The sequence below is a fragment of the Marilutibacter maris genome, from assembly GCF_003233695.1.
GTDB lineage: Bacteria > Pseudomonadota > Gammaproteobacteria > Xanthomonadales > Xanthomonadaceae > Marilutibacter > Marilutibacter maris.
Window position 1 is genome coordinate 187,921 of sequence record NZ_CP029843.1, and the last position, 21,747, is coordinate 209,667.

A 21,747-nucleotide genomic window follows, 5' to 3' on the forward strand; every position below is an offset into this window, starting at 1 on the left:
CGGTGGGTGCTGTCCGCGGCGGATGCCCGCTGGGGACATCCGCGCGCTCGAGGTCAGAACTTGACGTTGACGCCGAACAGGTAGGTGCGGCCCCACTCGATGTACTCCAGCGGCCGGTCCTTGCTGGCGGCGTAGGTCTGGTACGGGGAGTTGGTCAGGTTCTGCGCCTGCAGCAGCAGGCTGACGCCGCCCAGGCGGCTGCCTTCGGGGAAGGTATAGCTGACCTGGGCGTCGATGATGTCCTCGCCGACCACGTAGCGCAGCGTGCGGTTGCCGGCGAAGTTGCCGATCTCGCCGATGAAGTCCGAACGCTTGCGCTGGCTGACCCGCGCCTCGAAGCCGTTGCGCTCGAAGTAGGCGGTCAGGTTGTACACCTCGTCCGACAGGCCCGGCAGGCTGATGTCGCCGTCGCCCACGCTGGACGCGCTTTCCGGATCGCGGATCTTGATGTCGCTGTCGTTGAAGCTGGCGCTGGCGATGATGCCGAAGCCCTGCAGCGGCTCCCACAGCAGGTCCAGCGGCAGCGACGCGCTCAGTTCCAGGCCCTGCAGCTTGCCGCCCTTGCCGTTGTACGGGGCGGTGAAGTTGCCGGTGGTCTGCGCCGGGGGCGAGCCCGGCGGCGGCACGTAGTCGGCGACCAGATCGCTGAAGTCGTAGCCGTCACGGGTCTCGGTGAAGATGTAGCTGCGCAGGTCCTTGTAGAAGTAGGCGGCGGCGACATAGGCGCGGTTGCCGAAGTACTTCTCGTAGGAGATGTCCAGTGCGTTGGCCTTCCACGGGTCCAGACGCGGGTTGCCGCCGCTGGCGCCGGGGCGGCCTGTCGAGCTGTCGACGCCGAACTCCAGCGCGGCGCGCATCTGGTCGACGCGGGCGCGCGCCAGCTGGCGCGCCAGGGCGACGCGCAGGGTCTGCTCGTGCGGCAGCTCGAACGCCAGGTTCAGGCTCGGCAGCACGTCGGTGTAGGTCTTGCCGTCCTCGAACGGTCGCACGTTGCTGCCGGCCGGCTGGGTGCCGTCCCAGTAGTTCGCGTTGGAGGACTGGTCGGTGTGCTGGAGCTGGACGCCGATGTTGCCGCGCACCGGCACCGAGCCCCACTGGGTGTTGATGTCGGCCTGCACGTAGCCGGTGGTGATCTTCTCGTTGACCGTCCACGCCTTGGAGACCAGGTAGGAGGCGTCCTCGGTCGGGTTGAACACCATGTAGCGCGAGACCGCGCCGGGCACGTTCCAGGTCGGGATCCGGCCGATGCCGGCGAAGCCCAGGTCGACCAGGCCGTACTGCAGGTCGTCGGCGATGGTGGTGTCGCCCTGCGCGCCGAGCAGGATGTTGCCCTCGGGCTGGCGCTTGTTCTTCTCGCGATCGGAGTAGTTGATGCCGACCTCGATGTCGGAGAGCCAGCTCAGTGCCTGCGGCGCCGGCATCAGCGCGGCGAAGCGGTAGCCGCGCAGCTCGTCCTCGACCTGCGGCACCTTGCCGTAGCCGGAGCCGTAGATGGTGTTGGTCAGGAACAGCGCGCCGGGGTTGGAGTAGTCCAGTCCGGGCACGATCTGCGAGAAGTCGCGGTTGGAGTAGTCCAGGCGCAGGCTGTCCAACTGCGGCATCGGCGCCAGCTGGGTGTTGTTCTCCAGGTTGATCTCGTCGCGGGTGGCCTTGGAGTAGCTGACGTCGGCGACCAGCTGCACCATGCCGACGTTGAACTCGTTGTTCCAGCCGAACGCGCGGATCTTGTCCTCGCGCTTGTTGTACATGCCGCGCACCAGCGGGTACACGCCGGTCACGGTGCCGCCGGTGAAGGTGCCGTTGCCGTTGATCTCCGGATCGAGGATGTCCAGGCCCGGCGTGTAACCGCCGTTGTAGTTGCCCAGGTTGACCTCGAACTGGTTGGCGGTGTCGACCTGCTCGGCCTTGGAGTAGAACAGGTCGAGGGTGCTGTTCCAGGCATTGGACGGGCGGTACTGCAGGGTCGCCATCACGCCGTCGCGCTCGGTCTCGCCGGTGCGGCGCAGCGCCTTGATGCCGTCGGAGTAGTAGGTGAACGGCGGCAGCCCGGGCCGATTCAGCGCACTGCCGTCCGATTCCCTGTCCTTCCATGGCTCGTACAGGCCGACCTGGTTCTCCTGGATCGGCGTCTCGGAGTGCGAGTAGCCGATCGCGAAGCCGAAGGTGTTGTCGGCGAACTGGTCGATGTAGCTGGCGTTGAAGCGGTTGCCGTCGTCGTCGGCATTGGCCGCCGAGCCCAGCGAGTTGCGCTGGTAGCGGCCGCCGATCGAGATCACCGGCTCGCTGTGGCTGAGCGGGCGCACGGTACGCATGTCGATCGTGCCCGACAGGCCCTGGCCGATCAGCGCCGCGTCCGGGGTCTTGTAGATGGTGACGCTGTTGAACAGCTCGGAGGGGTACTGGTCGAACTCGACGCTGCGGTTGTCGCCGGTGCTGACCATCTCGCGGCCGTTGAGCAGGGTGGTCGCGAAGTCCGGCGACAGGCCGCGCACGCTGATCACCTGCGCGCGTCCGGCGACGCGCTGCGCGGCCAGGCCGGGCAGGCGGGCGAGCGACTCGGCGATGCTGATGTCAGGCAGCTTGCCGATGTCCTCGGCCGAGATCGCCTCGACGATCGAGGTCGACTCCTTCTTCGACGAGATCGCGCTTTCGATGCCGGCGCGGATGCCGGTGACGACCACGCTGTCGAGCGTGGTGGTGTCGGACGTCTGCGCCGACGCGTCGTTGCCGGTTTCCTGATCGTTGGCAGGCTCGGCGGCGGACTGTGCGTGCACGCCCGTCGCCATCAGCGCGGCCGCCGAGGCCAGCGCCACGCTGAGTAGATTACGCCTGAGTTGCAACATGCTTCCCCTCCACACGGTTGGTGTTGGCCGCCGGTGGTTCGAACGGCGGACGTCTGTGCGTCCTTGTCCCGGCAGGCCCGAAAAACGCCTCGGACGCCGCCCCCGGCGGCACCACGGAGCCGGCGTTCGGGCCGCTCCGGAATCTGGCGTGGGGCGATAGTAGACGCGGGTGCAGCTGCACAATGGACGTTGCAAACGTATTCACTGAAGTTGCAGACGTTTGCACTCGCGCCGCGGTGGCGGCGGCGGGGAACATGTGACCTCGGTGCCGCGACGGGGGATGTCATGCAGGATCGATCCAAATCCAGGCCGCTGCCGTCGTCGCTCGCGTGGCTGACCGCGCTGGCAATGGTGTCGGCGACGGCGCCGGTCAGCGCCGGCGAACCGCGTGCCGACGGCTTGCGTGCCGGTGAGCTGCATGCCGGCAAACTGCATGTCGCCTCGCCGGACTGGCGCGACCAGGTCGTCTACTTCGCCATGGTCGACCGCTTCGACGACGGCGACCCGTCCAACAACGACCAGGGCGTCGGCGAGTACGACCCTGCCGACGGCGGCCGCTACAGCGGCGGCGACCTGCGCGGGCTGAACCGGCGCCTGGATTACATCCGCGGGCTCGGCGCGACCGCGCTGTGGATCACCCCGCCGGTCGCCAACCAGTGGCTGAACCCGTCGCGCAGCTTCAGCGGCTATCACGGCTACTGGGCCAGCGACTTCTCCGCGGTCGACCCCCACTACGGCCGCCTCGACGACTACCGCGCGCTGTCGCGGGGGCTGCACGCGCGCGGCATGTACCTGATCCAGGACGTGGTGGTGAACCATACCGGCGACTGGCTCGCCTGCGACCGTGCCGGTGCGGCCGATACCGCCGCCGCGCGCTGCCATCTGCGCAGCGATCCTCAGGGCCGGAGCGCGCCGGCGCAGCCGCCGTTCGACCGCAACGATCCCGCCGATGCCGGAGACCGTGCCGCCGCGATCTACCACTGGACCGCGCCGATCGCCGACTACACCGACCGACGCCAGGAACTCGACGGCCAGCTGGCCGACCTGGACGACCTGAACACGGAGAACCCGGCGGTGCGGCGCGCGCTGCGTGAGAGCTACGGCCGTTGGATTCGCGAGGTCGGGGTGGATGCGTTCCGGGTCGACACCGCCTTCCACGTGCCCGCGGACTTCTTCGCCGACTTCCTGCATGCAGACGAGCCGCAGGCGCCGGGCGTCGCCCGCGTCGCCGCCGCCACCGGTCGCGACGACTTCCTCGCGTTCGGTGAGGGTTTCGGCAGCGACAAGGCCTTCGCCGACGCGCAGGCGCGCAAGCTCGATGGCTACATGCGCACCCCGGGCGGGCTGCCGTCGATGATCAATTTCCCGCTGTACGGCAGTCTCGGCGAGGTGTTCGCGCGCGGCCGTCCCAGTGCCGAACTGGCCTACCGGATCGACTCGATGATGGCGCTGCACGCCGATCCGTGGCGGATGCCGAGCTTCGTCGACAACCATGATGTGGATCGCTTCCTGGCCGGCGGCAGCGAGGCCGGGCTGAAGCAGGCGCTGCTGGCGATGCTGACCCTGCCCGGCATCCCGGTGATCTACTACGGCACCGAGCAGGGCTTCGCCACGCAACGACCGTCGATGTTCGCCGCCGGTCATGGCAGCGGCGGCCGCGACCACTTCGCCACCGATGCGCCGCTGTACCGCTACCTGCAACGCGCGATCGCGTTGCGTCGCGGCAATCGCGCATTCTCGCGCGGCCGACCGACGGTATTGACCGCCAACGCCGCGCGCTCGGGCGCGATCGCCTGGCGCATGGACGGCGACGACGGCCGCGCCCTGGTCGTGCTCAACAGCGCCGACACCCCGGTGCTGCTGGATCGACTCGATACCGGGCTGGCGCCGGGGACGTGGTTGCGCGGGGTGTTCGCGATCGACGGCGATCCGCGCGACCTCCAAGTCGGCGCGGATGGCGCGCTGAGCCTGGTGCTGCCGCCACGCAGCGGCAAGGTGTGGCGGGCAGAAGCGGCTGTGGCGGCTTCCACGCTCGATGCGCCCGCCGCCCTGCCGCGACTGGATCCGTTGCCGGCGGCGCCGGTCCGCGGCGACTTCGAGGTCCATGGCGAAGCGCCGGGTTCGCGACGCCTGCAACTGGTGATCGACGGCGACCTCGGCAGCGCGCAGACGGTGACGGTGGCCGCCGACGGCCGCTGGCGGGCGCGGGTCCGCAGCGACGCGATGATCGACCCGGCGACCGTCCACCGCCTGGTCGCCCACGACCCGGACCGCGGCGCGAGCAGTGCGGCCGGCGCGTTCCGCGTCGCCCTGGACTGGCGCTTGCGGGCCGAACGCGACGACCCGGCCGGCGACGACACCGGCCCCGACGGTGGCTACGTCTATCCGACCGGGCCCGGCTGGCGCGCGCTGCGCCCGGCCGACATCCGCCGCGTCCGCGCCTGGAGCGCCGGTGGCGCGCTGCGGGTCGAGATCACGATGGCCGATATCAGCGAAGCCTGGCACCCGGCCAACGGCTTCGACCATGTCGCGTTCACCGCCTATCTGTCGCTGCCCGGTCGCGATGGCGGCGCCACGGTGATGCCGCAGCAGCAGGCGCGCCTGCCCGACGGCCGCCGCTGGCACTACCGCTGGCGCGCACACGGCTGGTCGAACGCGCTCACGACCGCCGACGGCGCCGATGCCGACAACGAGGGGGCGGCGGTCACCCCGGTGCCGACGATCGCGGTCGACCGCGGCGCCGCCACCATCACCGCGATCTTCCCGGCGACCGCGTTCGCCTCGCCCGCCGACCTGGCCGGCGCCGTCCTGTACATCACCACCTGGGACTACGACGGCGGCTACCGCCCGCTCGCTCCCGAGGCCGGGCCGATGCGCTTCGGCGGCGGCGATGCGCAGTCGCCCAGGGTGATGGATGCGATCGAAGTGACACTGGAATAGCGCCCCCGGCCCTGAGCGGCGGCGGGGTCCGGTCGCCGCGTCGGATCGGCCGCCACGCAACCTGCCCGTCCGTAGCTGGCCCGTCCGCCGCCGCATCCCAGCAGGTCGGGGCAGGACCGTCGGCACGCTGTCGTCGACGCGCTGTCGTCGACACGCGGTCGATAGTCCGCGCGAAAACAGCCCCCCTGCCATCGGTCATGCTTGACTACATCTGTAGTCAATCCTAGTGTGACTACACATGTAGTCATCCAGGCGGAGGCGCGGGACCATGCAAGCCAGGAGCATCGGAGGCCAGGAGCTGGCCCTGCTGCAGTACATCGGCCAACGCGGCGAGGCCTCGGTGGCCGAGGTCGCCGCCGGCTTCGGCGAGGCCCACGGGCTGGCGCGTTCGACCGTGCTGACGATGATGGAGCGCCTGCGCGGCAAGGGCTATCTGAAGCGCCGCCGCGTCGACGGCCGCTACGGCTATTCCGCCACCGCCGGCGAGGACGACGTGGTGCAGGGCGCGGTCGGCCGCTTCGTCGAGAAGACCCTGCACGGTTCGGTCAGCCCGTTCGTGGCCTGGATGTCCAAGCGCGGCGAGGTCAGCGACGAGGAGCTCGCCGAACTCGAAGCGCTGGTCGCGCAGTTGCAGACCCGGCGCTCGGAGGACTGATCGATGGATACCCTGCTCGCTTCCTGGTTGGAGCGCCTGCTGGCGACCGGCGTGCAGACCGCGCTGCTGGTCGCCGTGGTCTGGAGCCTGTGCCGCCTGCTGCCGCGGCTGCCCGCCGCCAGCCAGTGCTGGCTGTGGTGGCTGGTCGCCCTGCAGGCCTTGCTGGGCCTGTTCCTCAGCCCGCTGGAACTGCCCTGGCTGCCGTCGGCGGCGGCCCCCTCGGTGCTGGCGGTGCCGGCCGTGGCAACCGGTGATGTCGCCGCGTTGCCGGCGGCGACCCCGGCGACCTGGCTGGTGCCGTCCTGGCAGACCATCGTCGCCGCCTTGTGGCTGGCCGGGGTGCTGGTGATGGCTGCGGCGACCTGGCGCGACTGGCGCCGCAGCCGCGCGCTGCTCCAGGCGTCGGTGCCCTGCCGCGACGTCGCGCTGGTGCAGGCACTGATGCTGGCGGCCGAGGCCCACGGCCTGCGCGATGCGCCGGAACTGCGCGTGTCGGAACGGATCGGCTCGCCGCAATTGGTCGGCGCCTGGCGGCCGGTGCTGCTGCTGCCGGCCGGCACCGCGCTGGACGCGAATGAACTCGACATGGCGCTGACCCACGAGCTGGCGCATCTGCGCCGCGGCGACCTGTGGTGGGGCTGGGTGCCGACCGTGGCCCGCCACCTGTTCTTCTTCCATCCATTGCTGCACCTGGCGGTGCGGGAGTACGGCATCGCCCGCGAAGCCGCCTGCGACGCCGCCGTCGTCGGCGATGCCGGACGCGCCCGCCACGACTACGGCCGCCTGCTGCTGCGGCTGGGCACCGCGCCTTCTCCGCAACCCGGGCTGGCCAGCGCCTCGCCCACCTTCCACAGCCTCAAGAGGAGACTCACCATGCTGCAGAACGCCTCCCCCGTCCCGCGCGCAGGCGCCATCGCGCTGCTGTCGCTGGTCGCCCTCGTCGGGGTGATGCCGCTGCGCCTGGTCGCCGCGTCCGCCGACGCCCTGCCGACGGCCGCGCTCGCCACCTCTGCCACCACCACCGCGACCACTGCGACCACTGCGACCACCACCACCGTGACCGATGCCGACGAGGTCGTCCACGGGCAGTTGCACCTGTCCGGCGACAACCCCGCCCGTGCCTACGTGCGCTTCCGCAACGGCAACGAGACCGCCATCGTCAACGGCGCCATCGGCGATCTACGCGAGGCGCGCCGCACGGTCGCCAACGGCGACGAGGGGCTGTGGCTGCGGCAGGGCGATGCCCGTTACCTGATCAGCGATCCGGCCCTGCTGCGCCGCTTCGATGCGCTGTACGAACCGGTCGAACAACTGGGCCGCCAGCAGCGCGAGCTGGGCGACCGCCAGGGCCGCCTCGGCGAGCAACAGGGCCGGCTGGGCCGGGAGCAGGGCGAACTGGGCATGCGTCAGGCCGAGCTGTCGCTGGAGACCGCCCGGCGTGCCCGCGAGGGCGCCGGCCGCCGTGCCGACGCCAAGCGCGAGGAGCGGGCCGAGATCAGCGCCCGCCAGCAGGAACTCGGCGCCCGCCAGCGCGAACTGGGCCAGCGCCAGGCCGAGCTGGGCCGCCAGCAGAGCGAGCTCGGTGCCCGCCAGGCCGAAGCCAGCCGCCGTGCCGAGGAGGGCGTGCAGCGCCTGCTGGAGAACGCCCTGGCCAGCGGCGCCGCCAAGCGGCTCTGAGCCGCCGCGCTTACCGGCTCAAGTGGCCGCGATCGGGCCCCGGATGCAGGAATGCGTCCGGGGTTCGTTTCGTTCGATGCCCGGTATCCGGGCCCGGAACCTGCACCCGGGTGCCCTCGCGTTAGTCGTCGATCACCGGTGAGGAAGCCCTGGTCACGGGCACGAAGAAGTTCGTGCGCCTGCGTTCGAAGACCCGTTCGCCCCGCACGCGGCCCTCGACCAGTTCGTAACCCATCAAGGCGAACACCCGGTCGCCGATGAAGATCGGGCGGGCGTTGCCGTACCAGTCGACGCAGCTGATCACGCAGGCATCTTCGAGGGTGTCACCTTTGCCGGCATCCAGCGTACCCATGCCGCGCAACTGCAGTTGCCGGTTGCGCAGGTAGACCACGCTGGCGCCGTCCCCCTCGCCGTCGCCATCGAAGTGCAGCGCTGGCAGGCCGACGATACCCTCCGCGTCCCCGGTCGGACGGTAGAAGAATCCGTGGGTGCGATCGTCGCCCTGGGTGCTGTCGGGATGGACGTAGGCGCTGACCGCCGACGCGGAGCGGTCGAGACGGACACCGGTGAAGTGCAGGTCGGGCCCGGCCGGGCCGACCAGGATCGCATCGTGCCCCAGCGCGTCGATGCGCTGGACATCATGGCCGACGCCGATTGCCACCGGCGTACCGCGTTCGCCATAGCGCAGGGCGTAGGCATGCCTGCGCGGCGCTTCTTCGTTGTCCCAGGACTCGCCGCTGCCGTAGACCAGCCAGTCGCCGATGAAGCGGCCGGAGACCCAGGATTGCTCGGTGTCGGCACCGGGCAGGGGCTGGTAGTCGGCACCGCTCGCGGCCTCGCTCCCGTCGCCGAGCCGGTCGATGGCCACTCGCAACAGTGCCAGTTCCCCCGCGCGACTGTAGGAGGACCACATGCCCTCGCCATCCGATTCGCTGCCGACCAATACGTTGATGAAGCCGTCGTGCTCCAGGAAGGACATCTGGTCGAGCGGAGTGCCGCTGGTGCGAAGCGCGGTGGGCGCACCGCCATCCAGCGGCAGTCGGAACAGCATCGATGACTCAGTCTCGATGGAATCATCCTGCCATGCCTTCGTCCACAGGTAGACCGCCGATTGCGAGACGTAGAAGACCCGGCCCCGAGGGCCCAGTATCGCAGTGGCCCGGCAGTCCATCGTGTCGCCGCCCAGCTCGCAGCGGTTGACCGTATGCAGGGTCAGATTGTAGAAATCGCCGACCCGGGTCGGTTCAATCCCCGGCACCCGGTAGATGGACTGCGCGGGCAGGATCCGCATGAAATCGGTGGGAGTACTGTCGCGCCGCCAGCGACGCAGGGCGGCCATGGACACGGTAGGCGAGGCTGCGTCGAGATCGATCGGTATCGGCGAATAGAAGATCAGGGTGCGGTCAAGCAGACGGCTCGCATAGTTGCGTGCCGAGTAGTAATCGTCGCTGCGCAGATGGTAGGTCGCGCGGTAGGCCAGCGAGCCGTCTTCGCCGAGCTCGAACATGCCGATCTCGGTGCCGCCACGATCGTAGCTGTAGCCGATCACCAGGATCGTGCGGCCGGCCAGCAGCATCTCGTCGTACCAGGTTCCGGACGGGTCGCTACCGGGTGCGAAGGCATCAATGGAGGCGACCGGCTGCAGGGTGTCGTTGCCGATGCGCACGCTGAACAGACGGCCGCGGCGGAGGATCAGCAGATGCTCGCCGCTGGCTTTGACGATGTCGCCCTCGTCGACGCCCTGGGTCTGTACGTTGGTGATCGAGACCAGGTCCACCGGCGCGATCTTTGAGCCGGTGACCGCGATTTTTTCGAGCACAGTCGCTTCGAGTGGAGGCTCCGCGGGAGGCATGGGCAATGCGCGCGCCTGCTGCTGGCGTACTTTGTTCAGCGTGTTTTGCCAGGCGCGCCACTGCTCAAGGATCTCCTCGTCGTTCGAGAACGCGTTCAGCGTGTCCCCGGACGCCGTAGCCGGCGTGCACGGCGACAACAGCGCCGCCAGGCAGAGGGCGACGGGCAAGGCAATTCCCTTTGTGCTCATGAAAATCTCCTTGGGAGTGAGGAGCTGGAACAGCGCCTGTCAGCGGTGGGTGGCGGGAGCCCGCCGTCGAGTCTGGCCAATGCGGCCAGGGTTTGCCAATCTCCCCAACATGAACGCTGCGCGGGTGCGGGGAATGGTTCACCCGTGGTCGTCGCGAACTTCGGAGCATGCATGCGCGCCTACAGACTTTCTAGGCGGGGGATCGAGGAGCTTGGACCGGTCTCCAGTGAACAGGTCCAGGCACTCATTGCCGATGCCGAGGCGTCGCTGTCGGGGGCGGGTGACGAGGGCTTCGGGATCGGTCTCTACCGCAGCGAACAGGACTTCATCGAAATCGCTCCAGTCGGCAACGACACGTTCTTGCTCCATTCGGATCGCATCTGCGATCGCCGTGGGCTGTTGGCGCGATTGTTCGGCGGGTGTCACATCCAGACGAGACTGGTCGGCCGCAGACAGGCGATCGACGCGGCGCAGTACTACCTCGAAGTCTCGCGCGAGAGCTTCGAACGCAGATACGGCGACTAGCGGTTGCGCACCGCCAGTGCGGGCATTTGGCTACGGCAAGGCTGCCGGGTGAGAGGCGGGCGGCGTCGGGGCCGCGATTTCGAACATTGGCGGCCTCGACCGATAGCGGATCCGGCGCATCCCAGAGCCCAGCGATATACGAGACTGCCTACCAAAGGCCACCTTTCCATTGGCCACGGCCGCTACGCCCCAGTCTGCGCTGCCCGCGTCTAGGCATCGGCCACGTCGGTCGTGGCAAGGCGCGGGGGTACGCCCGGCCATGGCTCAGACGTAACCGCGTTCCTTCAGCCGCGCCCACCGCTCCGGCTCGATCGCGCGCCGCAGGCCGGGCAATGGGTCGATACTGCCGGTGTTGTCGGCCACCGCGACCACGAAATCGTCGGTGGCGTTGAGCAGGGCGCGGCGCACGGGCGCGTCCAGCCACTGCGCGACGTTCTTCAGTACGCGCTTGGCCGACGCGTCGCTCCATGCGCGCCGGCCGGTCGGAACACCGGGATGGGTGTTTCCCCGGCCTGACATCCGGTGACCGACGGATGGGACCAGTGTCCGCTTCTGGCCGAAAGCTGCCACGGATGGCCGCCTGGCGATAGCGGAGCGAAGTCGACACGACATTGCGCTTCGGCGGTGACGCGTAGCGGGGCAGACATCACGATGAGCGGGACGTAGCCAGCCCCACTTGGCAGCGCCCACCGCCAATGCCAGAGTCCTTCCGCTCCCCTACACGAATAGAAAGCCGATGGACTGGCGTACTTCCTTTAGATTTCCCGAGATCCTGGTGCGGGCCGTCAATCCCTGTGCCGCGCTGCCGCGGCGCCTGAGCGATGCGCTCAACCCGTTGACGGGCCAGAGCCGGCCGATCGATGCCGCACTCTTTCTTCATACCGTTCGCGCGGGCAGGTTGATGGTCATCGACCAGCGGCTTCGCGGATACTTGAGCCCTGCCTATTGCACCTGGCCGTCCGACACCTTGCGATGCATCGTGACGTGTCCCATGAGCGAGGAGGCGCGGCAGTCGCTGCTGTTCGTGGCGTGTTCGCACCGGGACGGGCGGGAACGGGAGAAGGCAGTCGGGCATCTTGGCGAGTTCCCGGGCTCTCTCACGCTCGCCGCGGCCCTGATCCGTTCCGTGGACTGGGTGCCGCAGGTCCGGTCTGCCGCGCGCGACGCGGTCGTGCGGATGCTTCGAACCTGTGCGATCGACGACGTCGTGGCGGTGTGGCCGATCGTGCTACAGCTGCAGCATCGCGAACGCTCGACCGATGGATGGCTTGCGGAGAAAGTCGAAGGCTGGGCGTTTGCTTCGGCCAGCGATGGGTTCCTGTGCCGGGCGCGTCAGGCCGGCGGTCCGGACGTTCGTGTCTGGGCCTATCGCAAGTCGCTGGAACGCGGCGAGACGTCGCTCCTCCCGCAGGCCCTGATGCAGCCCGATCCGCGTATCGGCCTGCATGCGTTGCGCCACGCGCAAGCGACGCTCGATGCACGGTCCATGGGCGCTCTGGCCGCGTCCGGGTTGAGGGCGCCGCATCCGGTCGTCCGGCGGGAAGGCCTGCGTGCGCTCGCAGCGGTCGATGTCGTGGCCGCCCGGGCGGCGCTGCCGGCTGCGCTGCTCGACAGGTCGGCGGGTGTCAGGCGCCTCGCCGCCTACCTCGCGCGTCAGGGCGGCGCCGATGCGCGCGCGACCTGGCGCGCCGCTCTCGATCGCCCGGCGGCGCAGGCCCATGCCGGGGCGTTGGCATCGTTGGCCGAGGACCCACAGGAGGAGGATGCGGCACGGTTTCGCAGATGCCTGCCCGAGACGCGATCCGTTGTTCGCCAGCATGCCCTGAAGGGACTGTTGCGAATCGGTCAGCCGATCCCGCCGGAAGTGGTTGGCCAACAGCTCCAGCTCGGTGGCGGTCGGGTGCTGGCGACCCTGGCCGCTGCGGTTCGGGACAGTGCGATTGTGATCGACCCCAGCCTGGTCCTGGGCGTCCTGGCGGATCCGGAAGTCGGGAATGACGGGCGGGTACGCCTGATCGGGCTTCTCGGATTCGCCGGACTGTGGGCCGGCCTCAAACTGCTGCTGGCCGCGCGGACCGGCGATGTCGATCGTCGATGGTGGCTGGCCGCCGTCGACGACTGGATCGGGCGAAGCGAAACCTATGCCCCGCTGGGGGACATGCGCAAGCGCGCCCTGCTCGACGCGACCACCGAACGTGCCGCAGAGCTGGGGCCGGCGCGTGTATCGCAGATCCAGGCGGCGCTTCTTCGCCACTGAAGCGGGTGGATCATCGCCGCGGTGTCGATGCCGCTTGCCAGGCGGTAGGGCTGGCCTGCCGGCCGATCGGCGGTGTCCGCCTCCGATCGCAAGCCGCCGCACCCACGTATCCGCGACCGGAAGCTCCTCATACCACCCCGGCCAGCACCCGCGTCACCGCCGCCGCATCCATGCCATCGGAGCGGCCGGGGACTGCAGGGGATTCCTGGGAGATCGGTTGATTATCTACCTACTAGTAGGTAGAGTGCGCCACTCCTCAATCGGAACGACCCCATGGGCATTTCTCTTGTTGGCTGGATCCACACGCTGGGCAGCCTTCCGGCCATCCCGCTGGCCGCCTACATGCTGGTCAGGCATGGGCGGATCGTTCCCGGAAGCGGGGCGGGCCGCGCCTACTTCTGGTTCATGCTGCTGGGCATACTCACGGTGTATCCCATTGCGCATCAGCCGGTGAGTCTGGCCGTCGCGACCATCGCGTTGGCGATGCTGCTTCTCGGATACGGCATCTCGAAATGGTCGGCGGCGGGACGGTTCGGCAAGTACATCGAGACCGCTTCGCTCAGCATCAGCGTGTTCCTGCTGATGGTGCCCACGGTGAGCGAGAGCCTGCGCAGGCTGCCCGTCGGCAATCCGCTCGCGACCGACCTGAAGGATCCGCTGCTGCTCGCGGTGCAGGGGCTGCTGCTTCTGGCGCTGATGATCGGCATTCCCTTGCAGATGCGCGCGCTGTACAAGCAAGGTGCCGTGACCCGCAACTGAGACGACTGATGTCCACACCCAGCCCCGAGCCGCACCCGCAGTATTCGCCGAAAGCCCTGGAAATCATCCAGCACACCAACGAGCGGCTCGCATCGGGCGGGTACCACGGCTTCAGCTATGCGGACATCGCCGAGCGGGTCGGGGTGAGGAAGGCGAGCATCCACTACCACTTCCCCGCCAAGGCGGATCTGGTGAAGGCGACGGTCGCGCTCCATCGGGACGCGACGCGGCGGGGGCTGCAGTCGTTGGATCAATCGGTTCCGGACCCCCTGGACCGGCTTGGCGCCTACTGCAATTTCTGGGCGGAATGCATCCAGGCCTCGAATCCACCGATCTGCATCTGTGCGCTCCTGGCGGCGGAACTTCCGGCCGTTCCGGCGGAGGTCGCGAGTGAGGTCAGAGCGCATTTCGAAGACCTCCAGGCCTGGGTTGCCTCGACCCTGGAGGCGGGCGCTTCGACGCGACGGATACGGTTGGCCGACACCCCCTCGGCCGAAGCGGCCGTATTCATTGCGTCGATACACGGAGCGATGCTGTCTGCCCGGGCCACAGGGGATGCGTCGATGTTCTGGAAGATCGCCAAGCTGTCCTTGGATCGCATGAGCGCGGCTTAGCTACGCGCGCCGGGCCGCGGAGGACGCGCGCCTGTTCGAGAGCGCATTGGCTGGTGGCGACGTCCAGCGGACCTGGGCCGGTTCCGGCCGGCCGAGTTCAAGCTGTCGCGATCGGCCCCGGATGCTGGAGTGCGTCCGGGGTCTGTCGTTTCCGGGAACGGGTGGCAATGGCGGGTTTCGGCCCGAAGCTGCCATAGAGCCGATCAGCGGATACCGGAGATATGGGTCAGATGGCCATTTCTCTTGCCTTTGTGGCCGAAGAAACAGCGGTGTTTCCTGGGCGTCAACCGTGGGCATCCACGCTTAACAACCGACTGGCGATGCTTCTGATTGCCGATTTACTTTGGCTCGAAGCGCTTGCATTGGAGAAAAGAACAACACCAGCTTGGCTAGCGGGGTCCAAATAGACGGCCGTAAAAACACCCGGATCGCCACCCCAGTGATTTGGCTTCACTGCGCCGTTCAATCGCGAAGCCATCCAGCCGAGGCCTTGGCCAGTGAGCCAATCGGGCAACCCTATTGGCGTCTGCATGTCCAGCATCTGCGCCATGGTTTCCGACCTGAGGATCCTGACGCCCTGAGCAGTACCTCCATTGGCGGAGGCGGCCACGAAGCGTGTGAAGTCGGCGACGGAGGAGCGAAGCATGCCGGCCGGCCAATCGGGGAAACCAACCGGCTCCAACGGCTTGAGAACGCCATCGATCATGTCGTAAGGAATTGCGCTCCGTCTCCTGGGCGTATCACTTAGTCTCCAGTGAGTATCGTGCATGCCCAGTGGCGCGAATATTCGCTCGCGGGTCTGTTGTCGCATGTCCTTTGCGGCGATGCGGCTGGCGAGATAGCCGAGCAGGGCATAGCCGACATTGCTGTAATCCCATGTCGAGCCAGGCATCGCCTTCGAGAAGCATTTGTCGCTGGAATAGACCGATCCAGTCGGCACAAGGTAGTTCTTCAGAAAATCGGAAAGTGACAACGTCGCATCCTGACCCCGCACACGAAAGTCGATTTCATAGTATTTGGCGTCCGACAGGCTGGAGGTATGCGTCAGAAGCTCCCGAAAGGTGATCGGCGCAGTCGGGTGGTTCGGATTGTTGAGCGGGAAATCGAGATGACGAGCCACGGGTTCGTCCAGCGTCAATCGCCCATCGTCGGCGAGTTGCATGATTGCCGCGGCGGTCACCGTCTTCGTGATCGAAGCAATGTGGAACTGCGTATCGACGGTCACGGGCCGGCGCTTCTCGATGTTGGCATAGCCATAGCCCCGCACGAGGCGAACGTTACCTTCCCGGGCCAAACCCACCGCCAATCCCGGGATGTTGGCCAGACGCATTTGTTCGGCGACGAACGTATCGAATGCATCGGGCGTTGTGGCATGGCCACTTCTGTTCTTGCCCATGGCGGGCAGGGCAAGGGCTGCGAGCCCTGCACCCATCAGCCTGCGCCGTTGCATCAGGAAAGCATCGAGGGTGTCGGGATCGGTCACGTACTTGGCCCTTTGTGTGGTGGGTAATGGCTTTGCGCAAAAGAAGGAAGAAGTCGGATTGGCTTGAATACGAGGTAGTGGCCCTGCCATCGAGTTGCGCGGCAGGCCTTTCTCGATTACTATGTAGGCGCCTACATATATTGTCAAGCCAATGGTCGATAGCAAAGCGGATCTGAGCAACTACACATCGCGCGCAGGTGGCGCCGCTTTAGGCGCGAGGCTTCGGCGTCTCTCAGAACGGATCGATCGAGAAGTCGCGCAGTTCTATGCGGAACTGGGTGTGGAGTTCGAACAACGTTGGTACGGCACACTGAACCTGCTGGATCAATTTGATTCGCTCACGGTGGGGGAGCTATCCGAGGCGTTGGGCATACGTCATGTTTCGGTGAGCCAGACGCGTGACTCATTGCATAGAGCTGGATTGGTCGAAACAACGGTGGATCCGGAAGACGCCCGCCGCAGAATGCTCAGTCTTTCAAGGAAAGGGCGAGCCCTCGTGAACCGCTTGAAGCCTGCGTGGGCGGCTCTATCGGCTGCTGCAGAAGCTCTGGATGGAGAAGCGGGAGGGGTTGTGAAAATGCTTGATCGATTGGAACGCGCGCTCGAAAAGCGATCAGTCTGCGACCGTGCGAAATTGTTCAAGAGGGCAGACTAGCGCAAGCCTCCGAGCGAATGCCTCAGGCCGATCATGAGCGGCTGCTTCTGGCCGAAAGCCGCCCCACTTCGCTATCGAGTCCCCTCACCCCACCCCCGCCAACACCCGCGTCACCGCCGCCGCATCCAGGCCATCGAAGCGACCGGGCCTGCTGCCCGACCATAGCGGGCTGAAGTCGTCGCGGCCGCGGGCTTCGGCCGCAGCGCGTAATGGGGCGAGGGCCTGCGAGGCCCAGGGGAAGGACGGGGCCTGGGGCGACATCGGGCCCAGTTCGCGCATCAGCCGGTTGACCAGGCCGCGGGCGGGGCGGCCGCTGAAAAGACGGGTGATCGCGGCCTCGCGTCCGGGCGGGTCCAGGGCGGCCTGGCTCAACGCGGTCCGATGCACGGCGCTGGTGGTCGCCTCCGGGCATTGCAGGTAGGCGGTGCCGGCCTGGACCGCGCAGGCCCCGGCGGCGAGGTGCGCTTCGACATCGGCGCGACCGCCGATGCCGCCGGCGGCGATCACCGGCACCGTCAGCGTGGCGGCGAGGGCCGCGACCAGCTCGGCGGTGGGGCGCTGGCCGGACAGGTCGTCGGCGAGGAAGTGGCCGCGATGGCCGCCGGCCTCGATGCCCTGGGCGATCACCAGGTCGGCGCCGTTGCGCTGCAGCCACAGGCCTTCCTCGGGCGTGGTCGCCGTGGCCAGCACGGTCGCGCCCCAGGCCTTGATCCGTTGCAGCAGGGGCGGCGCCGGCAGTCCGAAATGGAAGCTGAGGATGCGCGGGCGATGGCGTTCGAGCCGGTCGACGGTGGTGGCGTCGATCGGCCGTCGCGCGCCGGTGCCGTCCGGCGCCGGCATCGCCAGGCCCAGTTCCTCGTAGTAGGGCGCCAGCGCCTGCCGCCAGGCCTGCTCGCGGGCGGGATCGGGCGCGGCCAGGGTGTGGCAGAAGAAGTTCAGGTTGATCGGCCGCGCCAGCGTCGCGAAGCGTTGCAGCGCGGCTTCGATGCGTGCGTGGTCGAGCATCGCGCAGGGCATCGAGCCCAGGCCGCCGGCATCGGCGACCGCGATCGCCAGCGCCTCGTCCTGGACGCCGGCCATCGGCGCCTGGATGACCGGCAGCTCGATGCCGGCGATCGCCTGCAGGGGGTGCATCGCGTGGCTCCGCTCAACGATGCACCCAGTCTAGCCGGACCGGTTCGCCGGACCTCGTGCGAGGCCGGCCCGGTCCGCCTCAGTGGGCGACGAAGCGGATCGCCTGGCCGCCGCCGGCGGCGAGCTTGAGCGTCAGCACGTCGGCGCTGGTGACCTCGCGCTGCTCGCGCGCGAACGCGAACGGCTTGTCGCGCCAGTGGGCACCGTCGCCGTCGCGGTAGATCTGCGCGGTGTAGCGGCGGCCGGGCTGCAGGAACGACAGCGGCACTTCCAGCAGGCGGCCGTGTTCGTCGCTGATGCTGCCCAGGTACCAGTCCTCGCTGTGGCGGTCCTTGCGGGCGAAGGTCACGAAGTCGCCGACCTCGCCGTCGAGCACGCGGGTTTCGGACCAGTCGGCCGGCACGTCCTCGATGAACTGGAATGCGTCCCTGTGTTCGGCGTAGTGCTCCGGCAGGTCGGCGACCATCTGCACCGGGCTGTACAGCACCACGTACAGCGCCAGCTGCTTGGCCAGGGTGGTCTGGATCGCCTGGCCGCGGCCCTGCAGGCTGAGGATGCCGGGGGTGTAGTCCATCGGCCCGGACAACATGCGGGTGAACACCAGGTTGACCTCGTGTTCGGGCGGATTGGTCGGGTTGCCCCAGGCGCCGTATTCCATGCCGCGCGCGCCCTCGCGCGAGACCCAGTTCGGATAGGTGCGGCGCAGTCCGGTGTCCTTGATCGGCTCGTGGGCGTTGATCGCGACCCGGTGGCGGGCGGCGGCCTCGACCGCGCGCAGGTGGTGGTTGGCGTTCCACTGGCCGTCGTGCCATTCGCGGACGACGCGGCCCTTGCCTGATGCGCTACCGCCGTCGATGCGGCGCTCGATCTGGCCGGCGTCGCAGACGTAGCCGGTCTTGACCACGTCGATGCCCAGGCGCGCGTTCATCGCGAACGCGTCCTCCATCTGGTCCTCGTAGTGGCTGACCGCGCAGGCGGTCTCGTGATGGCCGATCAGGTGCACGCCCTTGGAGGCGGCATAGGCCGACAGCGCTTCGATGTCGAAGTCGTAGGTGGCGCGGGTGAAGTCGAAGTCGTAGCCGTTGCCGAACCAGTTGCCGTCCCAGCCAGGGTTCCAGCCCTCGACCAGCACCCCGCGGAAGCCGTGCTCGGCGGCGAAGTCGATGTAGCGGCGGGTGTTGGCGGTGGTCGCGCCGTGCTTCTTCCCGGTCGCCCAGGTCTCGGTGTCCAGATGCAGCGACCACCAGACGCCGACGTACTTGGCCGGGGTGAACCAGCCGACGTCGCCGAGCTTGTTGGGCTCGTTGAGGTTGAGGGTCAGATCGGAGGACTCGTACAGGGCGGCCGCGCTGTCGGCGATCTGCACGGTGCGCCAGGGCGTGTGGAACGGCAGCGAGCGCCGCACCTTCCAGCCCTCCGAAGCCGGCGCCAACTGGGCGCGGAAGCGTTGCCCCTCGGTGCGGCGCAGCCACATGCCGGCGTAGTCGACCAGGGCGGCCTCGTGGAAGGCGATATGCAGACCATTGTCGGTGCGCACCGTCATCGGCGTGTGCGCCTGGGTGACCTGCGCCAGCGGCGTGCGCTGGTACAGGTACTCGTAGCGGTTCCATTCGCCGGCAGGAATCCACCATGCGGTGGCCGGATCGTGGACGGCGAACTCGGTCAGCTCGTCGTCGATGATCGCCTCGTCCATGCCGGACTGCTCGGGGAACTCGTAGCGAAAGCCCAGGCCGTCGTCGAACACCCGCACCACCACGTCGAAGCGGCGCCCCGGCGCGGCGGTCTCGTGGAAGCGCGCTCGCAGCGCGTTGTGATGGTCGCGGACGAAGCGGTTCTCGCCCCAGGGCTGCTCCCAGGTGGCGTCGGCGCTGTCGGTGGCGGTGGAGAGCAGGGCGAGGTTGCGCTCGAGCTTCTCGGCGCCGCGCAGACGGAAGCCCAGTCGCGAGTCGTCGATCACCGGCTCGCCGAAACGCAGCACCCGGTAGGCCAGGCGCCCCTCGCTGAGGTCCAGCTCCACCGTCAGCACCTTGCCGGGCGATTCGATCCGGGCCACGGTCTCGGCGCGCAGGTCGGCCCATGGCATCAGTGCGAGTGCGGTGACGAGGCCGAGCGGGGCGAGGGCGCGTGGGGCGAGGCCGCGTGGGGAGAGAGTGTTCTTCAGCATCGGGTGTCCTCCAGATTGTCCCCGGGCGTCCGCCTCAGCCCAGGCGGGCGAAGTAGACGCCGCGCGGCGGCAGCTTCAGTTCGTCGCGGGCGAGCGTGCCGGTGAGCAGGCCGTGACCGTCGAGCGGGTGTGGTTCCAACCCTTCGGGCAGGCGCCAGTCGACCTCGCTGGCCGACAGGTTGAACACCGCCAGCAGGCGCTCGTCGCCGAGGCCGCGGGTGAAGGCGAGCACCGGCTCGTGGGTATCCAGGAACTGGATGTCGCCGTGGACCAGGGCCGGCAGCGACTTGCGCCAGCGCAGGAAGCGGCGGGTGAGGTTGAGCACCGAGGCCGGGTCGGCCTCCTGCGCCTGCACGCTGCGGACGCGGTGATCGTCGGGAATCGGCAGCCACGGCGCGCCGCTGGAGAAGCCGGCATCGTCGGCGCCGGTCCACGGCAGTGGCGTGCGGCAACCGTCGCGGCCCTTGAAGTTCGGCCAGAACGAGATGCCGTAGGGATCCTGCAGCGCCTCGAACGGCACCTCGGCTTCGGGCAGGCCCAGCTCCTCGCCCTGGTACAGGCAGACCGAGCCGCGCAGCGAACACACCAGCGCGACCAGCTGCGCGGCCAGCGCGTCGGAGGCCTGCTCGCGGCCCCAGCGGCTGACCGCGCGCTCGACGTCGTGATTGGAGATCGCCCAGCACGGCCAGCCGTGCGGCATCTTCGACTCCAGGTTCTCGACCGTGCCGCGGATGTAGCCGACGCTGAAGTCCTCGGTCAGCAGCTCGAAGCTGTAGCCCATGTGCAGGCGCTGGTCGCCGACGTACTCGGCCATGGTCGCCAGCGAGTCCTCGGAGGAGAACTCGCCCAGCGCGGCGACGTCGCCGTGGCGGTCCATCAGCCCGCGCAGTTCCTCCATGAACAACAGGGTCTCGGGCTGGGTGTTGTTGTAGTAGTGGTACTGGTAGGCGTAGGGGTTGTCGGCGCTGAAGCCGCGGCCGACCCGCAGGTGCGCGGGCTTGGGTGGATTGTCGCGCAGCTGGGCGTCGTGGTAGCAGAAGTTGATCGCGTCCAGGCGCAGGCCGTCGACGCCGCGATCGAGCCAGAAGTCGACGTTGTCCAGGGTCGCCTGGCGCACGTCGGCGCAGTGGAAGTTCAGGTCCGGCTGCGAGGTCAGGAAGTTGTGCAGGTAGTACTGCTCTCGGCGCGGCTCCCACTGCCAGGCGACGCCGCCGAAGATCGACAGCCAGTTGTTCGGCGGGGTGCCGTCCTCGCGGGCGTCGGCCCAGACGTACCAGTCGGCCTTGGCGTTGTCGCGGCTCTCGCGGCTTTCCTGGAACCAGGCGTGCTGCGCCGAGGTGTGGCTGAGCACCTGGTCGATCATCACCTTGATCCCGAGCGAATGCGCCTTGGCCAGTAGGCGGTCGAAATCGTCCAGGGTGCCGAACAGCGGATCGACATCGCGGTAGTCGGCGATGTCGTAGCCGAAATCGGCCATCGGCGACTTGAAGAACGGCGAGATCCAGATCGCGTCCACACCGAGGCTGGCGACGTAATCGAGCTTCTCGACGATGCCCGGCAGGTCGCCGACGCCATCGCCGTTGGTGTCGAGGAAGCTGCGCGGATAGATCTGGTAGATCACCGCGCCGTGCCACCATGAAGCCGTCGTCATGCCTGTCCCCAGCGGTTCGGTTCCGGGCGGCAACTATTCCACGGTCGGACCCTGCCGGAACAGGCGTTTCGCGGCCGCGACCGGTGAATACGTTTGCACCTGCGCATGTTGCAGTGCGATGCCTGACTAGCATGCGTCCCTGCCTTTGCCAGAGTTGGCGGCATCGCCCGTGCGTGCGCGACGGTGCCGCCGGCGCGGCCCGTGCTGCGTCGCAGGATGCTTCTGCGCGGCTGGCTTGGCGATACCGGGCGCCGGCACGAACAATGGCGCCAGATCCAGCATGCGGCGTCCCCGCGCCGGCATGCGTCCACCCGCCAGGGAAACCGAATGACTTCAGCGACAACCGCAG

General features: G+C 68.3%; 15 protein-coding genes. 8 read left to right on the top strand and 7 right to left on the bottom strand.

All coding sequences use genetic code 11. The features are described from left to right. Positions 1 to 53: 53 nt before the first annotated feature. Positions 54 to 2,843: a TonB-dependent receptor gene (locus tag C9I47_RS00880; RefSeq protein WP_111265057.1), complete on the bottom strand. Its 2,790-nt coding sequence runs from the start codon at positions 2,841 to 2,843 to the stop codon at positions 54 to 56. 285 nt (positions 2,844 to 3,128) lie between these two features. Here C9I47_RS00880 and C9I47_RS00885 point away from each other — a divergent pair, with 285 nt between their 5' ends. The 3 genes from C9I47_RS00885 to C9I47_RS00895 all read left to right on the top strand — a co-directional run bounded on the left by C9I47_RS00885 (position 3,129) and on the right by C9I47_RS00895 (position 8,115). Continuing rightward, positions 3,129 to 5,783, top strand: coding sequence for an alpha-amylase family glycosyl hydrolase (locus C9I47_RS00885; RefSeq protein WP_111265058.1), 2,655 nt, complete (start codon positions 3,129 to 3,131; stop codon positions 5,781 to 5,783). Positions 5,784 to 6,051: 268 nt separating this feature from the next. Next, positions 6,052 to 6,438, top strand: coding sequence for a BlaI/MecI/CopY family transcriptional regulator (locus tag C9I47_RS00890; RefSeq protein ID WP_111265059.1), 387 nt, complete (start codon positions 6,052 to 6,054; stop codon positions 6,436 to 6,438). Positions 6,439 to 6,441: 3 nt separating this feature from the next. Continuing rightward, positions 6,442 to 8,115 carry a M56 family metallopeptidase gene (locus C9I47_RS00895; protein WP_111265060.1) on the top strand — a complete coding sequence of 558 codons (1,674 nt, stop codon included), beginning with the start codon at positions 6,442 to 6,444 and terminating at the stop codon, positions 8,113 to 8,115. A 121-nt stretch (positions 8,116 to 8,236) separates the two neighbouring features. Here C9I47_RS00895 and C9I47_RS00900 read toward each other — a convergent pair whose 3' ends face one another. Then, complete coding sequence (locus C9I47_RS00900) at positions 8,237 to 10,156, bottom strand: beta-propeller domain-containing protein (protein WP_111265061.1); 1,920 nt, start codon at positions 10,154 to 10,156, stop codon at positions 8,237 to 8,239. A 171-nt stretch (positions 10,157 to 10,327) separates the two neighbouring features. Between C9I47_RS00900 and C9I47_RS00905 the strand changes: the two genes are divergently transcribed. Beyond that, complete coding sequence (locus C9I47_RS00905; protein ID WP_111265062.1) at positions 10,328 to 10,681, top strand: hypothetical protein; 354 nt, start codon at positions 10,328 to 10,330, stop codon at positions 10,679 to 10,681. A 264-nt stretch (positions 10,682 to 10,945) separates the two neighbouring features. Here C9I47_RS00905 and C9I47_RS00910 read toward each other — a convergent pair whose 3' ends face one another. Next, positions 10,946 to 11,251, bottom strand: coding sequence for a hypothetical protein (locus C9I47_RS00910; protein ID WP_145985391.1), 306 nt, complete (start codon positions 11,249 to 11,251; stop codon positions 10,946 to 10,948). 166 nt (positions 11,252 to 11,417) lie between these two features. Here C9I47_RS00910 and C9I47_RS00915 point away from each other — a divergent pair, with 166 nt between their 5' ends. The 3 genes from C9I47_RS00915 (at position 11,418) to C9I47_RS00925 (ending at position 14,311) form a co-directional block, all read left to right on the top strand. Further along, positions 11,418 to 12,938, top strand: a complete 1,521-nt coding sequence (locus tag C9I47_RS00915; protein ID WP_145985392.1) for a hypothetical protein — start codon at positions 11,418 to 11,420, stop codon at positions 12,936 to 12,938. Between the two features lie 273 nt (positions 12,939 to 13,211). Then, complete coding sequence (locus C9I47_RS00920; RefSeq protein WP_111265065.1) at positions 13,212 to 13,697, top strand: hypothetical protein; 486 nt, start codon at positions 13,212 to 13,214, stop codon at positions 13,695 to 13,697. Between the two features lie 8 nt (positions 13,698 to 13,705). After that, positions 13,706 to 14,311 (top strand): TetR/AcrR family transcriptional regulator, encoded by a 606-nt coding sequence (locus C9I47_RS00925; RefSeq protein WP_111265066.1) that lies wholly within the window; start codon positions 13,706 to 13,708, stop codon positions 14,309 to 14,311. A 283-nt stretch (positions 14,312 to 14,594) separates the two neighbouring features. On the opposite strand, the gene C9I47_RS00930 is transcribed toward C9I47_RS00925, so the two are convergent. Next, positions 14,595 to 15,794, bottom strand: coding sequence for a serine hydrolase domain-containing protein (locus C9I47_RS00930; protein WP_223250220.1), 1,200 nt, complete (start codon positions 15,792 to 15,794; stop codon positions 14,595 to 14,597). 151 nt (positions 15,795 to 15,945) lie between these two features. Between C9I47_RS00930 and C9I47_RS00935 the strand changes: the two genes are divergently transcribed. Next, positions 15,946 to 16,449, top strand: a complete 504-nt coding sequence (locus tag C9I47_RS00935) for a MarR family winged helix-turn-helix transcriptional regulator (RefSeq protein WP_111265067.1) — start codon at positions 15,946 to 15,948, stop codon at positions 16,447 to 16,449. An 84-nt stretch (positions 16,450 to 16,533) separates the two neighbouring features. On the opposite strand, the gene C9I47_RS00940 is transcribed toward C9I47_RS00935, so the two are convergent. The 3 genes from C9I47_RS00940 to C9I47_RS00950 all read right to left on the bottom strand — a co-directional run bounded on the left by C9I47_RS00940 (position 16,534) and on the right by C9I47_RS00950 (position 21,398). Beyond that, entirely contained in the window at positions 16,534 to 17,583 is a 1,050-nt protein-coding gene (locus C9I47_RS00940; RefSeq protein ID WP_111265068.1) for an NAD(P)H-dependent flavin oxidoreductase, read from the bottom strand. Between the two features lie 79 nt (positions 17,584 to 17,662). Next, positions 17,663 to 19,666: a glycoside hydrolase family 97 protein gene (locus C9I47_RS00945; protein WP_223250400.1), complete on the bottom strand. Its 2,004-nt coding sequence runs from the start codon at positions 19,664 to 19,666 to the stop codon at positions 17,663 to 17,665. Positions 19,667 to 19,781: 115 nt separating this feature from the next. Continuing rightward, the gene (locus C9I47_RS00950) at positions 19,782 to 21,398 is read right to left on the bottom strand and encodes an alpha-glucosidase family protein (protein ID WP_111265070.1); all 1,617 of its coding nucleotides are present in this window, start codon (positions 21,396 to 21,398) and stop codon (positions 19,782 to 19,784) included. Positions 21,399 to 21,747: the final 349 nt, after the last annotated feature.

Coding starts and splice junctions, on each gene's coding strand:
- C9I47_RS00880 (WP_111265057.1), bottom strand. CDS start 2,843: ATGTTGCAACTCAGGCGTAATCTACTCAGCGTGGCGCTGGCCTCGGCG.
- C9I47_RS00885 (WP_111265058.1), top strand. CDS start 3,129: ATGCAGGATCGATCCAAATCCAGGCCGCTGCCGTCGTCGCTCGCGTGG.
- C9I47_RS00890 (WP_111265059.1), top strand. CDS start 6,052: ATGCAAGCCAGGAGCATCGGAGGCCAGGAGCTGGCCCTGCTGCAGTAC.
- C9I47_RS00895 (WP_111265060.1), top strand. CDS start 6,442: ATGGATACCCTGCTCGCTTCCTGGTTGGAGCGCCTGCTGGCGACCGGC.
- C9I47_RS00900 (WP_111265061.1), bottom strand. CDS start 10,156: ATGAGCACAAAGGGAATTGCCTTGCCCGTCGCCCTCTGCCTGGCGGCG.
- C9I47_RS00905 (WP_111265062.1), top strand. CDS start 10,328: ATGCGCGCCTACAGACTTTCTAGGCGGGGGATCGAGGAGCTTGGACCG.
- C9I47_RS00915 (WP_145985392.1), top strand. CDS start 11,418: ATGGACTGGCGTACTTCCTTTAGATTTCCCGAGATCCTGGTGCGGGCC.
- C9I47_RS00920 (WP_111265065.1), top strand. CDS start 13,212: ATGGGCATTTCTCTTGTTGGCTGGATCCACACGCTGGGCAGCCTTCCG.
- C9I47_RS00925 (WP_111265066.1), top strand. CDS start 13,706: ATGTCCACACCCAGCCCCGAGCCGCACCCGCAGTATTCGCCGAAAGCC.
- C9I47_RS00935 (WP_111265067.1), top strand. CDS start 15,946: ATGGTCGATAGCAAAGCGGATCTGAGCAACTACACATCGCGCGCAGGT.
- C9I47_RS00940 (WP_111265068.1), bottom strand. CDS start 17,583: ATGCACCCCCTGCAGGCGATCGCCGGCATCGAGCTGCCGGTCATCCAG.
- C9I47_RS00945 (WP_223250400.1), bottom strand. CDS start 19,666: ATGCCATGGGCCGACCTGCGCGCCGAGACCGTGGCCCGGATCGAATCG.
- C9I47_RS00950 (WP_111265070.1), bottom strand. CDS start 21,398: ATGACGACGGCTTCATGGTGGCACGGCGCGGTGATCTACCAGATCTAT.